Raw genomic sequence first — 17,387 nt, 5'->3', positions numbered from 1 at the left:
CGTCGGTGACCTGCACGAACGTCCGCGCGGTCGGTGACAACCACGCTAGGAGCCACTTCGCGGAGGGCGGCGGTACCCTCGGGACTCACGATGGGAAGAAACGGACAACCTGAGGTCCGGGACCTCGACTACACGGCCGGGGTGGGTGCGCCCACCGGCGTCGAGGTGGTCGAGCTCGGCGGGCTGTACGACCGGTCCCGGCGGCACGGCAACGACCCGTACGCCCCCCTGCGCCCGGCCTTCCACCAGCTGATCGCGGTCCGCGCCCGCCCCCTGCGGATGGCGGTGGACTTCGTGGAGCACGACCTGCCGCCCGGCTCCTGGATCTGGATCCGCCCCGGCCAGGTGCAGCGGTTCGGCACGGACCTGGTGACGGCGGACGGCGTGGTCGTCCTGTTCCAGCGCGGCTTCCTGCCCCCGGCGACCGTCGCCGCCGCCCACATGGACCCCCCGTACCAGCAGGAACCCCTGCTGCCCACCGGTACGGACGCGGAGGCGCTGGGCCGGGGGCTGGACCACCTCGCGTACGAGTACGGCGCGATGGCCACCCTGCCGCTCGACTCGCACGTCGAGGTGCTGCGCCACCTGGTGTCCGTGCTGGTCCTGCGGCTCGCGACGGTACGGGGCGCGGCGCCCCGGCCCGGCCCGGTGAGCGAGGTGTTCCGGCGGTTCCACGACGCGGTGGAGCGCGACCACGCGACGACCCGGCGGGTCGAGGACTACGCCGCGGCGCTCGGCTACAGCCCCCGCACCCTGACCCGGGCGACGCGCGCGGTGACGGGAGCCGGGGCGAAGCAGTTCGTGGACGACCGGGTCCTGCTGGAGGCCAAACGCCTCCTCCAGCACAGCCGCCTTCCGGCGAAGGAGGTCGCCGGGAGGCTGGGTTTCGTGGACGCGAGCGACTTCAGCAAGTTCTTCCGCCTGCGGACGGGGGCCACCCCGGCGGCCTTCCGCGCCCAGGCCCTCGGGCGCGGAGGCGCGCCCGAGGGTCCGGCCTGATCCGCGCGGAGTGCCCTACGCGCGGCCGGCTTCCATCGCCGTGCCCGCCGCGATGAGCCGCTCGTCCCCGCCCGGGACGGTCAGCAGACAGAGCCCCACCGGCAGCCCTCCGACGCGGGGGCCGGGGACGGTGAGGGCGGGCAGTCCGCCCAGCCCCGCCAGGCACGTCAGCGCGAGGAGGGCGTCGCGGTCCGCCGTGGACGAGGCGGCGTGGGCCGGTGCCGGGGTCGGGGTGGCGGGGATCGCCAGCACGGCACCGTCCAGGCGGCGGCCGAGCCACTGCGCGACGGCCAGCACGCGCGCCCGTGCGGCCTTCTCCCGCGCGGCGTCCACACCTGCGGCGATGCGCAGCCGCTCGGTGACATGAGGGCCGAAGACCGGGCGGGCCCGCGTCACCCACGGGCCGTGGGCCCGCCACACCTCGGCGGCCTGCACCGTCTTGAAGGCGTCCCTGGCGTCGGCGTGCGGGACCGGGGCCGGATCGTCGAAGAGCGGGGCGCGGTCGACCGGCAGGCCGAGTCCGCCGACCAGCCGGTCGAGTGCGGGCGCCAGGGCCGCGCGGACCTCACCGGTCGCCAGGGACCAGAGGTCGGCCGGTGCCAGGATCCGGAGCGGCGGGCGGTCGTCGGCCTCCGTGCCCGCCAGCAGGACCGCCGCGGCGTCGCGCAGCAGGGGCAGGGAGCGGGTGAGGATTCCCGGGGTGTCGAACGAGGGGGCCAACGGGCTGATGCCCGTACGGTCGGCGCGGGCGTGGCTGGGGCGGAGTCCGTACAGGCCGCAGTAGGAGGCGGGTACCCGGATGGAACCGGCGGTGTCGGTGCCCAGTCCGATGTCGGCGAGCCCTCCGGCGACGGCCGCGGCCGTCCCGCTGGAGGAGCCGCCGCACAGGTGCCCCGGCGCCGCGGGGTTGGCGGGTGCGCCGTAGTGGGCGTTGGTGCCGCCCAGGCTGTAGGCCAGCTCGTCGGTGTGGGCCTTGCCCGCCGGTACGGCTCCGGCGTCGACCAGGCGGCCGAGGCAGTCGGCGTGACGTGCCGCGGGTACGGCGTCGGCGAGCAGCAGGGGATGGCCGTTGCCGGTGGGGGCGCCCGCGAGGTCGATGACGTCCTTGACGGCGATCCGGGCACCGGAAAGCCTGTGGGCCGCCGCGGGTCCGGGCAGGTCGGGGGCGGGCAGCCAGGGAACGTACGGCCCGATGAGCGGCAGCGGGGCGGGATCCGTGGCGGGCGAGGTGCGGACGGACGTCATCGTGTCAGCTCCGTGGACGGGGCGGCGCCGGTCAGCAGGGGATGGAGGTCGGCCTTCGGCAGGCAGACGTGGACGCCCTTCACCCGGTCGACGACCTGCGATATGCGCAGGTCGACCGCCGCGCTGAGGTACGCCAGTGCCACCGCCCCGGGCAGCGAACAGCGCTCCGACAGGTAGGTGAGGGCCGATCTGGTGGCCTTGCGGACGGCTTCGTCGAGGTCCTCGTCCAGGCCGGTGACCAGGTAGTGGTCCGCGGTCTCCGCGTACGGTCCCGCGAGCCGCGACGCGAGCCGCCGGGCAGGCGCGTCGCTGTGCAGGGTCAGCCGGAGCGTGGCACGCAGGGGCGCCTCGAAAGCGGTGAGCGCGACCTCCCCGTCGCCCTGGGAGAAGTGCGGGTCGCCCGCGTAGAACAGCGCACCCGCCACCTGGACCGGCAGGAAGAGGCGCGCCCCCTCGCCCAGGAGACGTATGTCGAGGTTCCCGCCGTGCGCGCCGGGCGGGACGGAGTGGACGGGCGCGTCCGTCGCGGGGGCCACTCCCATGATGCCGAGGAAGGGGGCGAGCGGGAAGCGGACGTCCCGTCCGTCGCCGACCGGGAGCCGGCCGCGGCCGTCCGGGCCGACGTGGGCGACCAGGGAGACCGCCGGCACCGGCAGGCCCTCCTCGTGGCCCGGGGCGGGGACGGGGTACTCGCCGGGAAGCGCCCCCCGTCCGTGCCGGTTGCTGATCACGCCGTAGTCGGTGCGGCGCCGCAGCCGGAGCACCTCGACCTCCAGCACGTCGCCGGGGCGGGCGCCGCGGACGGCGACCGGGCCCGTGACCACATGGGGTCCCTGCACCTCCGCGTCGAACGGCTCGGCGGACGAGGCGAGTTCGACGGCGTCACGGAGAACGTCCCGCTCGTGGACGCCCGCTTCGGCGAAGAACTTCACCGGGTCGCGTCCCTGGTCCGGAAGGATGCCCTCGTGGCTCGTCGTGTCGAGGCACACGACGGTGCCGGACTCAACGGTGAGCACGGGGCGGGAAGCCGCGTTGGGGAGCAACCCCCAGGCGGTCGTACCGAGTTCCGAGGCGAGGTAGAAAGAACCTTCGGTCGTGCCGTCGTGGGGCTGAAGTACGCTCATGGCGCTGACCTTTGCATACACCCGTTACAGGCCGGTTAACCTCTGTGCGCACCGGCCGGACCCCGAGAGGCGGAGCGATGGCCGAAGTCGGCGCGGTGCGGAGGCGGGACACGGGACAGGCGGTGTGCGACGCGCTCAGGAACGACGTGATCAACCGGGTGTTCACGCCCGGGGACCGTCTCACCGAAGAACGGCTCGCGACGCGGTACCGGGTCTCGCGCATCCCCGTACGCGAGGCACTGCGCACCCTGGAATCCGAGGGGTTCGTGCATTCGCGCCCCTACGGAGGCACGTTCGTAGCCGAGTTGAGCGACGAGGAGGCCGAGGACCTGCTGGGCATCCGGCTGCTCATCGAACCGTTCGGCGCCGAGCGCGCGGCCGGCCGCCGCACCGCGGTGCACCTCGCGACGCTCGAACTGCTCCTCGCGGAGGCCCGGCAGATCCTGGAGGCCGGCTCGTCGTCCGGGCTCGCGGCCCTCAACACCCGCTTCCACCAGGTCCTGGCCGAGGCCTCGGGCAGCCCGACCATGGCGGCCCTCGTCGCCCAGCTCGGCTACAAGATCTCCTGGGTGTATTCAGTGGAACTCCCCAGGCGTGCACCGGACTCCTGGGCCGAGCACGAGGCCATCGTCGAGGCCCTGCGCGAGCGTGACCCGGTCGCCGCCCGTGAGCGGGTGGCCGACCACATCAGACGTGCTCAGGCCGCATACCGCCTGCGCGGCAGACGCTGACGCGCACCCTCGCGGCCGTCCCGTCGCGCAGCCGGGGGCGGCGGGACGCTGCGAGGTGTCGGAAACGGCCGCGTCACGTGACGCGTCGGAAGCCGTAACCCGCCCTCTGTATACACCTTCTGGACGTCGCCATGACGTCGGCTCCGCTCCGGACCTCCGGGCCGTCAGAAGGGGACAACCGTGTACGACCTCGTACTGCGCCGCGCACTGATCGCCGAGGGCCGCCCGCCGGTGGACATCGCCGTAGCGGGCGGCACGATCGCCCTGGTGGGCGAGACCGCCCCGGGGGCCGTGGCCCGCGAGACCTTCGACTGCGACGGGCTGATGGTGGTGCCCGGCTTCATCGAGCCCCATCTGCACCTGGACAAAGCCCTGTTGGACGGCGTGGCCCCCAATCCGGAGGGGACGCTGGCCGGGGCCATCGAGGTCACCGGCAGGCTCAAGCGCGAGTTCACCCACGCGTCGGTCCGTGCCCGTGCGCTGCGGGTGCTCCGGTGGGCCGTGGCCAACGGCACCACCCTGATCCGCGCGCATCCGGACGTCGATCCGATCGGCGGCCTGACCGGCCTCGACGTCATGCTCGAACTCAGGGACTCGCAGAGGCACTTGGTGGACCTCCAGGTCGTCGCCTTTCCGCAGGAGGGCATCGAGCGGGCGCCGGGCACCTACGACCTGCTGAGGGAGTCGCTCCGGCGGGGCGCGGACGTCATCGGTGGATGTGCATACAACGAGGCGGACCTTGACGCCTCCCGCCGCCACATCGACACCGTGCTCGGCCTCGCCGTCGAATTCGGGGTGCCGGCGGACCTGCACGCGGACTTCGCCGACGACACCACCGACGGGCGCTTCGCCCTGGCCGGGGCGATCGCGGAGGCGACCCGCAGGCACGGCCTCGGCGGCCGGGTGGCGCTCGGCCATGTCACCTCGCTCGCGGCCTGCCCGCCCGCCGAGCGGGCCGAGGTCGTCGCCCTGCTCGCGGAGGCGGGGGTCGCGGTCGTCGCGCTGCCCGCGACCGACCTGCACATCGGAGGGCGCGGTGACGCCGGTGCCGTGCGCCGAGGGGTGACCCCGGTGCGCGAACTGCTGGACGGCGGGGTGGTCACCGCGTACTCCTCCAACAACGTCCGCAACGCCTTCACTCCCTTCGGCAACGCCGACATGCTCGACATCGGCCTGCTGCTCGCGCAGACCTGCCACATGGGAAGTCCGTCCGACACCGCGCGGATCCTCTCCATGGCGACCACGGAGGCCGCCCGCGTCACCGGAGTCCACGACGGCTACGGAATCCACCCCGGCGCCCGTGCGGACCTGGTGGTCCTCGGCACCCGCCGGCACGCGGACGTGCTGACCGACCGTCCGGACCGGCGGCTGGTCGTCAAGCGCGGCCGCGTCGTCGCCCGTACCGTCCGTACGACCGAACTCCTCGACGTACCCGATCCCGAGGTGTCCGACGTGTCCGGCGCCTTCGGCGGTACGGCCGCCGCCCGGCGGGTCCGGGCCGCCTGAGTCCCTCGCCGCGGCCGAGCGCCCGCTCGCGCCCGGCCGTACGTACCGTTCCCGGCCACCGCCCCGGCGGGGGTGCCCGTCCCCGGGCGCATCCCGCGCGCCACACCCTGTCCCCCTCCATCGTGTCAGGAGCACGCCATGAGTGAACGCATTCCGCACGAGATCACCGCGTCCGTTCTCGCCGCGACCACAGCCTTCGTCGGCGGTACCGCGCTGAACCTGCCGCCCTGGGCGATCTTCATCTCCTGGGCGGGACTGCACCTCATGGGCGGAGCCAGCCTCGCCAACGCCACCCGCCTGTGGGCCGCCATGCCGGTCGGTTCGGCCTTCGCCCTGGCCATCGTCCTGGTCGACCAGCACCTCGCCCCGCACGTCGGCGGCGGCCGGATGGCCCAGAACGCCCTGCTCGGCGCGGTCATCCTGGTGCTGAACACCGCGCTGATGTACGCGGGCCGCCTGAGGCCCATCTCGCTCGTCCCGGGCATGTTCCTCGGGTTCGCCTCGTTCTTCGCCACCTACTTCGGCGGCTTCGGCTACGACCACGGCAACGTCTGGGCGGCATGGGTGAGCGTCGTCGCGATGAACGCGCTCGGCCCCGTCTACGCGTTCGTGGCGAACTGGGCGACCCTCGCCCGCCCAACCGCCCCGGCTTCCACGGCCCGGTCCGCCACCGCACCGGGCGCCCCCGTCGCGGAGGCCCGGTGACCGTGTGAGAGCGCTGCGGCCCTCGCGCACGACACCCTCCGCCGCCACGCCCCAGGCCCGGCCCCCCGCCCCGTCCGTACCCCCCGAAGGGACACCGCATGGCCACCGCTGCCGCGACCGACCGTGAACACCGCACCGCAGGCGAGGAGTACGAGCACACGGCCGTACCGGCCCACGCCAGGAAGAGCCTGCTCTCCGTGGCCGGGGTGTGGGCCGGCTTCCCCATGTGCCTGGGCAACGCCGTCTTCGGCGGCCTGATCGTCTACAACCTCGGTCTCCAGCAGGGCTTCTGGGCGATCCTCACCGGGAACCTCCTCCTCTTCGCCTACGTGGGGGCCCTGAGCCACCACGCGGGACGGACCGGGCGCAGCTTCGCCCAGCAGGCCGCCGCGGTCTTCGGGCCCCGCGGCCGGGCGCTGGTCTCCGGCTTCCTCGCCACCGTGGTCATCGGCTGGTTCTCCTACCAGGTGGGCCTCACCGGAACGACCCTGCACCAGGTCCTCGGCTGGGCTCCGCTGTGGGGTGCGCTCCTCGGCGCCGCCGTCTACATCGGCCTGACCGCGGCCGGAATCCGCGCCCTGTCCGCCGTCGGCCTGCTGGGTGTGCCGCTCTTCCTCGTCACGGCTGCGCTCGCCTTCTGGTACGCGGCGGACGACGGCGCCAGCGTCTCCCAGGCACTCGCCTTCGAGGGCCACGGCCACGGCATCACCTTCTGGTCCGCCGTGGGCATCGTCGTCGCCGGATTCGTCGACTCCGGGACCATGACCGCCGACTTCACCCGCTGGAGCCGGAACGGCCGCTCGGCCGTGTGGGCCACCGCCTCGGCCTTCCCCCTCACCAACACCATCGCCTACCTGGTCGGCGGCGCGGTCGTCGCGACCGGGAGCGCCGCCGCCCCGGAGACCGACGGCGGCTCCTACCTCGGGCTGCTCGCCGGACACGGCGCGTGGATCACCGCGCTCGCCGTGCTCTTCACCCTCACCAACCTCGGCTCGGTCGCGGCGCACTGCCTCTACAACGCCGCGCTGGGATGGTCCGGGACGACACCCCTGCGGATGCGCCCGCTCGTGGTCGTCCTCGGCGTACTCGGTTCGGTCGTCGCGCTGACCGGCGTGTGGAGCTCGATCGTCAGCTGGCTCCAGCTCCTCGGCATTCTGGTACCGCCCATCGGCGCCGTTCTGGTCGTGCGGCAGACGGCGGACCGGATGCGGTCGCGGCGCGGCAGCGGCGCCGACGGAGCCACCGCCCCCGCCCCGGACGGCACGGCCGCCGACGCAGCGCGCCCGGCGGACGGGCCGGGGTTCGTCCTTCCCGCGCTGATCGCCTGGGCGGCCGGAGCGATCGCCGCCTGGGTCCTCCACCAGGTGTATCCGGGATCGGTGGACGCCGTGCTCGGGTTCGCGGTGGCGGCACTCGTGTACGGGGCCCGACTGCGCCTGGCCGGGCGCGCCACGGGGACTGCCGCCCGTGTCCCGGTGGCGGCCGCCGCCAAGGACGAGGACGCGGGGGACAGGGGAGCCGTTGCCGAGGCTGCCGGTCCCGCCCGCGTCTGAACCCCACCGCCGTCTCCTTCCACCACTGCCGTTCACCCCTGTACGGAAAGGCTCCCCGTGACCCGCGAAGAGCGCGACGACCTCTGCTTCCTCCCGGCCACCGAGATCGTCGCGGCCGTGGCCGCCCGCAGGCTCTCGCCCGTCGAACTGGTCGATGCCGTGCTGGACCGCATGGCGGAGATCAACCCGCTGATCGGGGCGTTCTGCACCCCCGCCCCCGAACAGGCCCGCGCACGGGCGGTCCTGCTGGCGGACAGCCTGGCCCGTGGCGGAACCCCCGGCCCACTGGCGGGCGTACCCCTCGGGGTGAAGGACCTGATCGCGACCTCGGGGCTGCTCACCACCTTCGGATCGCCCGCCTACCGCGACCACGTCCCCGACCAGGACGACATCGTCGTCGAGCGCTCCACCGGGGCCGGAGCCGTCGTACTGGGGAAGACCAACACCACAGAGTTCGGCTACAGCCCGGCGGGCCACAACCCGCTCTTCCCAACCAGCCGCAACCCCTGGCGAACCGACCTCACTCCCGGCGGATCGAGCGCCGGATCGGCGGCAGCGGTGGCCGCCGGCCTCGGACCGGTGGCGCTGGGCAGCGACGGCGGATGCTCCCTGCGGGTGCCCGGGGCCTTCTGCGAACTGGTCGGCTTCAAACCGTCGATGGGCAGGGTGCCCGTCTGGCCCGGCTGCCGTGACGAACGCATGCCGGGCGCCTCGGGCTGGGAGAGCATCGAGCATCTGGGCGTCCTGACCCGTACGGTCGCCGACACCGCGCTCATGCTCTCCGTGCTCGCCGGTCCCGATCCACGCGACCGGCACTCCATCCCCTGCCACGACGTCGACTGGACGGCTGCCGCCCGCCGCGGCCGTGAGGAAGGATGCGCCGGGCTCCGCATCGCCTACAGCCCGGATCTCGGCTATCTGGCGGTCGACCCGGCGGTACGCGCGGTGGCCGAGGAGGCGGTGTCCGTCTTCCGCGGGCTGGGCTGCACCGTGGAGCAGGTCGACCCCGGCTGGAGCGACCCCGCCGAGGCATTCCAGGCCGTCATCACCGCCGAGACCGACCTGACCGGCATGCGGCGCCTCGTCGGTCAGTACGGTGCCGCCATGTCCCCGCACCTCGTGGCCTGGATGACGCGCGACTGGACGGCGCGGGAACTCACCGACGCCAACATCGCGCGCAAGGCACTCACCAACCGCATGGCCGCGCTGATGTCCGAGTACGACCTCCTGATCACCCCCACGGCGGCCGTGCCCCCCTTCCCCGTCGGCGTGCACGGCCCCGAACGCATCGCCGGCCGCACCGTCGGCGACACCGCCTGGATCGGTTTCAATTACCCGGCCTCCCTCACCGGCGCCCCCGCGACCAGCGTCCCGGCGGGCCGCACCCCCGACGACCTGCCCGTGGGACTCCAGCTGATCGGACGCCATCTGGCGGACGGAACCGTGCTCCGCGCGGCAGCCGCGTACGAGAGGGCGCGTCCCTGGGCACACCGGCGGCCGGCGCTGTCGTCCTACGGAATCGGGAGCACCCCGGCGGTCGCGGCCCCCGCCCGCTGACCTGGCCGGGCCGGGTCCGCGGAAGGATCTGGCCGCCGCGGCTCAGCCGCGGCGGCAACGGGCAAGCAGGTGGTCGCCCTCTGCGGTGAGCAACCGCGGCAGGAGCCTACGCAACGCGGCAGCGTGCCGACGGACTCGCTCGAGCGTGACCCCGCCCGTTCAGGCCGTCTGCCGCGCCAGGCCGCCCCGCCAGGCCTGGCCGAGCACCGCGTACCCCTGGTCGGCGAGTTCGTGCTCGGCCGGGGCGAGGTCGGCGAGGCGCGGATCGTCCGCGACGGCCCGGTCCAGGACGCTGAGGTGGTGGATCAGTTCGTACTGGAGCTCCACACGGGCGCGGCGGCCCTCGGGAGCGAAGGACGCACCCTCGGCGGTGGTGCGCCGGACCTCGGCGATGGCGGTGGCGGCGCGTGCGGACTGGGCGCGGACGAGGCGGCGGGGGAACGTCCAGCTGGTGCCCCACGTGACCACTACGGCGGTCGCGGCGCCGATGAAGGTGTCGGTGAAACGGTCGGCGGTGATGGCGGCGACCCCGGCTCCGGCGCCCGGGCCGACGGCGAGCAGAGCCATGGGCGTGATGGCGACCAGGGCCAGGGCGTAGTTCAGGGGGAAGAGCAGGTACTGGCCGCTCATGCAGACGACCACCGCCACGACCGTCCACCACGGTCCGGGGTGCAGGCTGAAGACGCCCCAGACGACTCCGACGCCGAGGAGGGTGCCGACGGTGCGGTGGGCGGCGCGCCGGGTGGCGGCGACCCGGTCCATCCACTGGTTGATCACGATGGTGGCGGTCAGGATGGCCCAGTAGGGGTGCCCGATGCCGACGGCCAGGCTGAAGGCGCCGGCGATGCCCGCGGCCAGTCCCATCCGCCAGGCGGTGAACCACTCGACCGAGTTGCCGCGCAGGGCGTGACCGAGCAGGTAGCGCCATCCCGGCCTGCCGGGCGCGGCGCCGATGCCAGGGTCGGAGGCGGCCGGGGCGTCGGCGCCGAGGCGGTCCAGAACGGTCTCGGCGAGGGCCCGGTTGGTCTCCATCAGGTCGGAGGCGAGCGCCTGATGACGCTGCCCGCGCGTGGCCGGCCAGGCGGAGTGCAGAGTCAGCCGCGCCCCGTTGACCGCCTGGTAGGCGGTGTTCCGGCTCAGGCGCGCGGCCTGGCTGCCCGCCTCGGTCAGGCGGTACTCGGCCACGGCCCGGCGGGCGGCGGCGACCGCGCGCTCCTCGGGACCGCGCGGGGCGAAGAGCAGGGGGACCAGCAACAGGACCGAGGCGAGCAGGGCCGCGAAGGCGGTGACGCCGACCATCTGCCGGCCCACCGCCGGGTCGGCGCCGAAGTACGTACCCAGGACGGCGGCGTAGAACATCATCACCGGGCTCGGGCCACGGGTCAGCATGAAGGCGTAGTAGAGGACGGCGACCACCACGATGATCACGACGCTCGCCGGGACGATCGCCCAGCGGTACGGAGCGACGAGCACCCCCGCCGACATGGCGCCGGTCAGCGCGGCGGCCACCAGGAGGCTGTTGCGGACCCGTGCCCACAGGGGGCGGCCGGTCTCCCAGAACGGTGTCATGGCGCCCATGAGCGAGATCATTCCCAGCTTCGGTCCGAACGCCAGGCAGGCGGTCAGGACGGTCACCGAGGAGATGGCGGCGGACACCAGGTTCGGGGCGATCGAACCGGGGGTGTACCGGGGGGCGAAGAAATTCCAGGTCGCCGCTGCCGCCCGTCGCCATGGGGATGCCGAGGACACGGTGCTCCTTCGAGGGGTCGCGGCCGGGCCGCTTATATGAACAGACTCTTCATATAGTAGTTTGCGATGGAGGGCGGGTTCGACCGGGTGGAGGGTGAGACCTATGACAGTTCCTCCGGCCGGGCCGCGTCGGGGCCGCGGCAGAAGGCCGATGGCCGAGGTGCGCGCCGACGTGCTGGAGGCCGCTGCCCAGGTGCTGATGGCACACGGGGTCGCCGGCTTCACCGTCGAGAAGGTCGTCGCCGCCTCCGGCGTCAGCTCGGCGACGGTCTACCGGCACTGGCCCTCACGCGGTGCGCTGGCCCTGGACGGCTTCCGGCACGCCGTCGGGGACCAGGTCGCGCTCGACGACACCGGAGACGTCCGCGCGGACCTGACGCGGTTCATCACCGCGTTCATCCGACTCGCCGCCCAGCGGCCCGCCGGACCCGTCTTCGCCCAGCTCATCGGCGCCGCCCAGACGGACGCGGAACTCGCCGGGCAGTTCGAGCACCACTACTTCGGCCCACGCCGGCGCGAGGCGTTCGCCCTGCTGGAGAAGGCCAAGGACCGCGGACAGATCCGTGAGGACGCCGACCCCGGACTCCTGGTGGACCTCATCTGGGGCGCCTGCTACATCCGGCTGCTCCTGCCCCACCTCACCGACCAGCTCACCGAGGACTTCGCCCCCGCCGTCGTCGGCCAGGCCCTCGCCGGCCTCCTCCTCGGAGCCGCGGACGCCGGCGAGCCGGGCGGGTAGGGCGCGCCTTCCGGCCGGGTGCGGGGGACGGCTGCGCCGGGCCGGAGCCGCACCGGTCAGTGCCGCGCCGGCCGGGAGCCGTACCGGCCAGGGAGCCGCGTCGGGCCCGGACGTTCGCCGGGCGCGACGGCTCAGGAATGCCGGGCGGGACGACTCAGACGGCGACGACCGCGCCTTCACGCATCCATCCCCGGCCGTCCGCCGCCGCGTCGGTGGTGACCAGGACGTAGCCGTACTCGTTGTACGAAGCGCCCTCGCAGGTCGACGCACCGACGATGTCACCCGCGTACTTGGTCTTCACGACGGCGCTGTCCGGATTCGGGTTCTCGTACACCCCGGCGGTCGGCCACACGACCTTGTACTGGCAGCCGGCCCGGGCCGCTGCGCCGGGGGCGGTGGCGACCACTCCGGCGAAGCCGACCGCGGTGGCGAGGACGGTGGTGGCGATACGGGTCAGGCGCATGGTCGGTGGCACTCCTCCGGGGGCGACGATGTGTCAGGCGCATGATCATAGAGGCGGGTTGGGCACGGGTGTGCCCGCCCGTACCGGCCGGGCACGCCGGATGGGATGATGCTCGGTGACAGGGCGACGGCGGTCCGAGGAATCCGGTGCGAAACCGGAGCGGTCCCGCCACTGTGATCGGTGAGCGAATCCCGGCGTACCCCTGCCTCCGACGAGGGGCGGGAAGGGCGGGACGAGCGGCGACCCGAGAGCCAGGAGACTCACGCGGTCGCCTCCTCAACGAACGCCGGGGCGGATCTCCCCGGAGAGGGGTGGTTCGGCGTGCCCGCAAGGCCGGCCGAAGAGGCTCACGTACAGAAGACCAGGACCGTGCCCGGCAGGGGCGCGGCGGCCGGAGCGGTGCCCTGCCGGGTCGTCGTGTGCCGGGACTGCTGCTGCGGCAGCCGCAAGGTGACCGGAGTCGATCACGCGGCGCAGACGGACCGCCTGCGCGAGGAGGCCCCGGTGCGAATATCGGACTGCCTGGACGTCTGCGACCAGGCCAACGTCGTGGTCGTGCAGCCCTCCACCGAGGGCCGCGCCGCCGGGGCCAGGCCCGTCTGGCTGGGACTGGTCAACGATCCCGGCGCGACCGAGGACATCGCCTCCTGGGTACGTGCCGGAGGACCGGGCGTGGCCCCGCGCCCGGAGATCCTCGACCTCTACACCTTCGAACCTCCCGGTCGCCGGGGCCTCCGGTGAACGAGCAACGGGCAGGTCTTCGGACCCGCATGACGGGCATGGCCACGGCGACCGCCCTGAGCGAGTCGGTCACCGGACTCGGCCCGTTCTTCGCTCTGCGGATCCATCCGCGCGGCACGGAACCCGAAGGCCCCTGGCAGCCGATGTCCCGCCCGCTGCTCGAAGCGCGGGTCGCCGCGGTCGGAGACCGGCTGGCCGCGGCGGGCGGCAGGCCACCCGGCTCGGTGGAACCGCGCGTCGCGGCCTCCGTCGCGCATCTGGGGCTGGCCGCCCGGCTGATCTCCCCGGCCCTGGCCGCCGCGGTGCTGCACGACAGAGTCCTCGCCCCCGGCCTCACCGAGCTGCGCTGGCAGCCCGTGATCGGCGGACCGATCCCCCTCTCGCTGCCCGACAGGGCCGTCGGCGACAGCCCGGCGGGACCTCCGGAGCGCCTCGCCGGCGAACTGAGCACCCGCCTGCTGGACGGCCCGCTGCGCGAACTCGCCGAACTGATGGCGGAGTTCTCCGTATCCCGGCACATCCTGTGGGGGAACACCGCCTCGGCCCTCAACGGAGCAGCGACCATGATCGCGGCCTCCTGCCCGGAACTCGCCGACCGCACCCGCACCCTGACCTCGCTCCTCCTCGCAAGCCCGCCGCTGCGCTCCACCGCGACCACGGCCGGCGGCGGAGCCTTCAGGCGCCGCAGCTGCTGCCTCATCTACCGCGCCGCCCCCGACCGCAAGGGCCCCCTGTGCGGCGACTGCGTGCTGGCCCGCTGACGTGGTTCTCATGTACCAGCTCGGACATGGACGGAGCGCACGGTATCGACACCCCGGCATGACGACCGAGGATCCCCGCCGAGCGGTACGGAATCCGGGCGACCTGGAAGACCGAGGAGCCCGGGCCAGGCCTGGGAGTACGGCGGGGAACGCTGTAGTCACTTCCTCGCCGTCCACCGCTCGCGGTGGTTCATCCGGCCGGAGGGGAGGCCGGACGGACCTTGTGACCTCTCGTCACACATGCACCGGGCATACTTTCTTCATGGAGAAACCCGACCTTCGACACTCGGCGTCCACACCGGCATCGGTGCTCGCCCCTCGCGGTGACCTGGACCTCGATTCCCTCGGCCCGCTGACAGCTCAGATCGAGGCCGCCGTCGACGCACACGGAGCGGTCATCCTGGACGCCGGCGACATCACATTCGCCGACTCCTCGTTCCTGCGACTGATTCTCACCACCCACGACCGTGCCGACCTTCGCATCGCGAACCCGTCCCCCACGGTGGACCGGCTCCTCCGGATCGTCGGAGCCGACGCCTTCCTCCACCTGTATCCCACCCTGGACGCAGCACGGAACGCCTGAACGCCCTGGTGGGCACGGCGGGGAGCCGGCAGGGGCGAACGGTGCTCCGAACCAGCGGGATCGCCGCCCGCCCGGCGGTGCCCGAAGCCCGCGGACGGGCACGTCCCGGACGACCGTCGCCCGCGCGGGCCTCAGCGAAAGGGACGCCGGGCGGGTGGTCCGCGCACGGAGCCGGGGTGCGCGGGTGATGCGAAAACGGTGTGCGAGCGGACGGATGAGGACGGCATCCGCGGGTACTGGGTGAAGCAGCCAGAGGGCGGATGGAGGCCCTGGCCCCGGAAGGAGAACTGCTGTGCTCATGGCTCACCCGGTGGTACTGAAGGGTCTTGTCGACCGATACGAATCGCTCCGGTCCGCAGGCACGGAGGACGCGCAGGCGCGCCGGCGCCTGGAGGACGTGGAGTACACGCTGTGCGTCTCCACCGGCACCCGTGACGTCGAGTCCGCTCTCGATGCGGCCCGTGTCCGACTCGCGAGCAGCGGGACGACCGGAGCCCTCGTTTCCGCCTGAGTCCACGAGCGCGCACTGAGACGAATGCCGGCCGGATGCGGAGAAGTTGGCATCCCGCCGAGCCGACGCCTCGCCGGGTGGGTGCGGGCGGACGTACGGACAGTGCCCGGATCGGCGGGCGGTCGGTTCCGGGGGCGCCGGACGAAAGTCGCACAGCCGGTCCGGGCCCCGCGGACCTGGAGCGCACCGCCCACCGGGTGGTGCCCACCTCGGTCCTGGGCCGCTCACGGGCGGCGACGCCGCTGCCCCTCCCGCGGTCCCCACCCCCCGGCCTCGTGCACATGAACCCCGAGCGCATGGTGCGCTCGCCGCGCGGGTTGGCCGGCAGGCGGCGCTCGTCGCCCCGCGGCTCCGCCGGCCCGACGTTCGTGCGCCCGGTCCTCGCGGGGAGCGGAGGCGCACCCGATCCGGGAGGGGCGGAGCTGACGGCGGGCCGGGGTCGCACGAGCAGGGGCCCCGGCCCGCCGGCGGGCTCACGTGGGGATCACGTGCAGTACCAGGGTCGCGGGGTCGTCGCGGGTCAGTGCGAACAGCCGGGAGCCGTCCGGGGACCAGATGAGACCGTGCGGCCGGAGTTCCGACCCGGTGCCCGGGTCCAGGTCGATGACCCGGGACGGTGTGTCGGCGCCGGGCCGGAAGAGGTAGATGTCCTGGCCGTAGGCGTTGTCGACGCCCGCGGCGATCTCGCCGGTGACCGAGACCGAAGCCGCCGTCGGGTAGGTGGTCGTGGGGTACGCGTGCACCAGGGCGAGGTCGCGCAGCCGGAAGGCCAGATGGTTGTACGGGGCGCCCCCGACGACGAAGAGCGTGCCCGCGTCCGGGCTGAACGCCAGGTCCCATATGCTGCCGATTCCGCCCGGGTTGTCCTGGGTCGTCCTCACGACGGCCCTGCCCGAGGTGACGTCGTACACCGTCACCGTGGACGACGACATGTACTGCTCGGCGGCGACGAGTATGCCGGGCGCGGACGGCGAGGAGAGCAGCATGGGCGGGCCGCCCCAGGTGCTCTCCGGCACCTGTGCGAGACGCACCTCCGGTGCGGCGCCGCTCAGGGAGAGGGAGCCGATGTTCGTGTCCCAGTCGGCTCCGTAGCTGAACCACAGTGTGTCGCCGACGAGAGCCACGCGCCGGGGAGCGGTACCGGCGCCCGTGCCGTAGCGGGACCTCTCCCGGTAGGTGGCGGTGTCGACCGCGGATATCGCGTCGCCGCCGCTCAAAGCGACGTACAGCGTGCGGGAGTCGGGGGACAGGGCGAGGTCCGCCGCGCCGGGCTTGTCGGTGAGGGTCTTGAGGACCGTGCCGTCGAAGTCGGTGACCAGCACCGAACTGGTGACGATGTCGGCGATGTAGAGCCTGTGGTGCACGGCGTCCACGGCCATGTCGGCGTGCCACGTGATCGGCAGCACTGTGGAGCTCGGCCCCGGCGGGGCCGAGGCCCGAGCCGCAGTGCTTCCCGGAGTCGCGGAGGCGGGGGTGGCCGCGCCTGCCACGGATAACAGCAGAACGATCGATGCACCGAGCAGGGCTCTGAAGCGGGGGTGTCTCATCGAGTGGGCGTCCTTGTCCGTCGGGTGGCGGTGAAGAGGGCGTCAGCAGGAGCGGGGCACCTGCGGAAACACCTGCACCGGGTACCCACGCGCGTCCCGCTCATGCGCGTCCCTCTCGCGCGTCCAGGTCACGCGACGACACCCAGGGAGACGGGGGAGGCCGGAGCCGAGGTGATGCCCAGGAGTACAGGCGCCGGTCCGCCTCGGCGGCGGACCGCTCGTGCCTCGAATCCAGCTGACTTCTCCCCTCGTTCAGCTGACTTCTCCGCCATGACGAGGCTTTGGAGCGCCAGGAGGTACGAAGCACGCGGTGACGGTCTTGCCGGACGTCTGCGGATGGGTGGCCCAGCCGTCGGAGAGTGCGTCGACCAGTACCATTCCGCGCCCTCCGGCCCTCGTGAGATCTTCTGCCTTCTTCGTAGGGGGAAGGGGGTCGGAGTCGTGCACACTCACATGGAGGCAGTGGCTGTCCCAGGTCAGGACGAGCTGGGCGTCACTGTGCGCGTGCACGTGTGCGTTGGTCACCAGTTCGGAAACGCTGAGCAGGATCGCGTCCACCGTCTCGGGCGCGTTCCTGGTCCACTCCAGGGACCCAAGGCGCTCCCGCGTCCATAGACGGCCGGCCCGCACGCCTTGCGACACCGGAAACGTCTGAGCCCATCCCATCGCGCGCAGCGAGGTGTCCTTCGTCATTGCTCCCCCTTCTTCGGTCTTTCCCATCCGTCTACCCCCACCCGGCCCGGCCGACCGTTCCGTCAAGCGGACTCGCGCCACGGGGTTGCGGGGTGACCGGGGTTCCTGGGGCAGGCCCATCGGCTTCCTGCCCCCTCTCGCCCTGGTGTGCGGCGTGCTCGTCGGCATCCGCTGCGCGGC

17 protein-coding genes and 1 riboswitch are annotated in these 17,387 nt (G+C 73.3%); of the genes, 11 read left to right on the top strand and 6 right to left on the bottom strand.

Translation table 11 applies throughout. The features are described from left to right. Nucleotides 1–90 precede the first annotated feature (90 nt). Nucleotides 91–999, top strand: a complete 909-nt coding sequence (locus ACWCSV_RS20425) for a helix-turn-helix domain-containing protein (RefSeq protein ID WP_451144123.1) — start codon at nt 91–93, stop codon at nt 997–999. A 15-nt stretch (nt 1,000–1,014) separates the two neighbouring features. Here ACWCSV_RS20425 and ACWCSV_RS20420 read toward each other — a convergent pair whose 3' ends face one another. Together ACWCSV_RS20420 and ACWCSV_RS20415 are read right to left on the bottom strand one after the other, a co-directional pair. Beyond that, on the bottom strand, nt 1,015–2,244 hold the full coding sequence (locus ACWCSV_RS20420) for an amidase family protein (RefSeq protein ID WP_451144121.1): 1,230 nt from the start codon (nt 2,242–2,244) through the stop codon (nt 1,015–1,017). After that, on the bottom strand, nt 2,241–3,368 hold the full coding sequence (locus ACWCSV_RS20415; protein WP_451144119.1) for an acetamidase/formamidase family protein: 1,128 nt from the start codon (nt 3,366–3,368) through the stop codon (nt 2,241–2,243). Before ACWCSV_RS20415 ends, ACWCSV_RS20420 begins: the two co-directional genes overlap by 4 nt. Nucleotides 3,369–3,445: 77 nt before the next feature. On the opposite strand from ACWCSV_RS20415, the gene ACWCSV_RS20410 reads away from it, so the two are divergent. From ACWCSV_RS20410 to ACWCSV_RS20390, 5 genes are all read left to right on the top strand, one after another. Further along, complete coding sequence (locus ACWCSV_RS20410) at nt 3,446–4,099, top strand: GntR family transcriptional regulator (protein ID WP_451144117.1); 654 nt, start codon at nt 3,446–3,448, stop codon at nt 4,097–4,099. A gap of 180 nt (nt 4,100–4,279) precedes the next feature. Continuing rightward, a complete protein-coding gene (locus ACWCSV_RS20405) occupies nt 4,280–5,605 on the top strand; it encodes an amidohydrolase family protein (RefSeq protein ID WP_451144115.1) in 1,326 nt (441 codons plus the stop codon). Between the two features lie 138 nt (nt 5,606–5,743). After that, the gene (locus tag ACWCSV_RS20400; RefSeq protein ID WP_451144113.1) at nt 5,744–6,310 is read left to right on the top strand and encodes a DUF1097 domain-containing protein; all 567 of its coding nucleotides are present in this window, start codon (nt 5,744–5,746) and stop codon (nt 6,308–6,310) included. 98 nt (nt 6,311–6,408) lie between these two features. Then, the gene (locus ACWCSV_RS20395) at nt 6,409–7,863 is read left to right on the top strand and encodes a purine-cytosine permease family protein (RefSeq protein ID WP_451144111.1); all 1,455 of its coding nucleotides are present in this window, start codon (nt 6,409–6,411) and stop codon (nt 7,861–7,863) included. Nucleotides 7,864–7,920: 57 nt separating this feature from the next. Next, nucleotides 7,921–9,420: an amidase gene (locus ACWCSV_RS20390; protein ID WP_451144109.1), complete on the top strand. Its 1,500-nt coding sequence runs from the start codon at nt 7,921–7,923 to the stop codon at nt 9,418–9,420. Between the two features lie 159 nt (nt 9,421–9,579). On the opposite strand, the gene ACWCSV_RS20385 is transcribed toward ACWCSV_RS20390, so the two are convergent. Then, the gene (locus tag ACWCSV_RS20385) at nt 9,580–11,169 is read right to left on the bottom strand and encodes an FUSC family protein (protein ID WP_451144107.1); all 1,590 of its coding nucleotides are present in this window, start codon (nt 11,167–11,169) and stop codon (nt 9,580–9,582) included. A gap of 151 nt (nt 11,170–11,320) precedes the next feature. Here ACWCSV_RS20385 and ACWCSV_RS20380 point away from each other — a divergent pair, with 151 nt between their 5' ends. Further along, entirely contained in the window at nt 11,321–11,908 is a 588-nt protein-coding gene (locus ACWCSV_RS20380) for a TetR/AcrR family transcriptional regulator (RefSeq protein WP_451144105.1), read from the top strand. Nucleotides 11,909–12,062: 154 nt separating this feature from the next. Here ACWCSV_RS20380 and ACWCSV_RS20375 read toward each other — a convergent pair whose 3' ends face one another. Continuing rightward, nucleotides 12,063–12,371, bottom strand: coding sequence for a glycosyltransferase (locus tag ACWCSV_RS20375; protein ID WP_451144103.1), 309 nt, complete (start codon nt 12,369–12,371; stop codon nt 12,063–12,065). A gap of 136 nt (nt 12,372–12,507) precedes the next feature. Then, nucleotides 12,508–12,633: riboswitch (cobalamin riboswitch) on the top strand. A gap of 107 nt (nt 12,634–12,740) precedes the next feature. Between ACWCSV_RS20375 and ACWCSV_RS20370 the strand changes: the two genes are divergently transcribed. The 4 genes from ACWCSV_RS20370 to ACWCSV_RS20355 all read left to right on the top strand — a co-directional run bounded on the left by ACWCSV_RS20370 (nt 12,741) and on the right by ACWCSV_RS20355 (nt 14,967). Continuing rightward, nucleotides 12,741–13,112, top strand: a complete 372-nt coding sequence (locus tag ACWCSV_RS20370) for a (2Fe-2S) ferredoxin domain-containing protein (protein ID WP_451144251.1) — start codon at nt 12,741–12,743, stop codon at nt 13,110–13,112. A gap of 38 nt (nt 13,113–13,150) precedes the next feature. Beyond that, nucleotides 13,151–13,873 (top strand): (2Fe-2S)-binding protein, encoded by a 723-nt coding sequence (locus ACWCSV_RS20365; protein WP_451144101.1) that lies wholly within the window; start codon nt 13,151–13,153, stop codon nt 13,871–13,873. A gap of 262 nt (nt 13,874–14,135) precedes the next feature. Continuing rightward, nucleotides 14,136–14,456, top strand: a complete 321-nt coding sequence (locus tag ACWCSV_RS20360; protein ID WP_451144099.1) for an STAS domain-containing protein — start codon at nt 14,136–14,138, stop codon at nt 14,454–14,456. Between the two features lie 292 nt (nt 14,457–14,748). Further along, complete coding sequence (locus ACWCSV_RS20355; RefSeq protein ID WP_451144097.1) at nt 14,749–14,967, top strand: DUF5133 domain-containing protein; 219 nt, start codon at nt 14,749–14,751, stop codon at nt 14,965–14,967. A gap of 473 nt (nt 14,968–15,440) precedes the next feature. Here the strand turns inward: ACWCSV_RS20355 and ACWCSV_RS20350 are convergent, their stop codons facing one another. Next, the gene (locus tag ACWCSV_RS20350) at nt 15,441–16,373 is read right to left on the bottom strand and encodes a hypothetical protein (RefSeq protein ID WP_451144095.1); all 933 of its coding nucleotides are present in this window, start codon (nt 16,371–16,373) and stop codon (nt 15,441–15,443) included. Between the two features lie 393 nt (nt 16,374–16,766). Further along, nucleotides 16,767–17,207 carry an ATP-binding protein gene (locus ACWCSV_RS20345; protein ID WP_451144093.1) on the bottom strand — a complete coding sequence of 147 codons (441 nt, stop codon included), beginning with the start codon at nt 17,205–17,207 and terminating at the stop codon, nt 16,767–16,769. Nucleotides 17,208–17,387 lie beyond the last annotated feature (180 nt).

The sequence above is a fragment of the Streptomyces sp. NPDC001770 genome, assembly GCF_053596135.1.
Note: the sequence above shows the minus strand (reverse complement) of the source record. Positions and strands in the feature narration are given on the sequence as shown.

Coding starts and splice junctions, on each gene's coding strand:
- ACWCSV_RS20360 (WP_451144099.1), top strand. CDS start 14,136: ATGGAGAAACCCGACCTTCGACACTCGGCGTCCACACCGGCATCGGTG.
- ACWCSV_RS20420 (WP_451144121.1), bottom strand. CDS start 2,244: ATGACGTCCGTCCGCACCTCGCCCGCCACGGATCCCGCCCCGCTGCCG.
- ACWCSV_RS20395 (WP_451144111.1), top strand. CDS start 6,409: ATGGCCACCGCTGCCGCGACCGACCGTGAACACCGCACCGCAGGCGAG.
- ACWCSV_RS20410 (WP_451144117.1), top strand. CDS start 3,446: ATGGCCGAAGTCGGCGCGGTGCGGAGGCGGGACACGGGACAGGCGGTG.
- ACWCSV_RS20375 (WP_451144103.1), bottom strand. CDS start 12,371: ATGCGCCTGACCCGTATCGCCACCACCGTCCTCGCCACCGCGGTCGGC.
- ACWCSV_RS20365 (WP_451144101.1), top strand. CDS start 13,151: ATGGCCACGGCGACCGCCCTGAGCGAGTCGGTCACCGGACTCGGCCCG.
- ACWCSV_RS20400 (WP_451144113.1), top strand. CDS start 5,744: ATGAGTGAACGCATTCCGCACGAGATCACCGCGTCCGTTCTCGCCGCG.
- ACWCSV_RS20415 (WP_451144119.1), bottom strand. CDS start 3,368: ATGAGCGTACTTCAGCCCCACGACGGCACGACCGAAGGTTCTTTCTAC.
- ACWCSV_RS20345 (WP_451144093.1), bottom strand. CDS start 17,207: ATGACGAAGGACACCTCGCTGCGCGCGATGGGATGGGCTCAGACGTTT.
- ACWCSV_RS20380 (WP_451144105.1), top strand. CDS start 11,321: ATGGCCGAGGTGCGCGCCGACGTGCTGGAGGCCGCTGCCCAGGTGCTG.
- ACWCSV_RS20425 (WP_451144123.1), top strand. CDS start 91: ATGGGAAGAAACGGACAACCTGAGGTCCGGGACCTCGACTACACGGCC.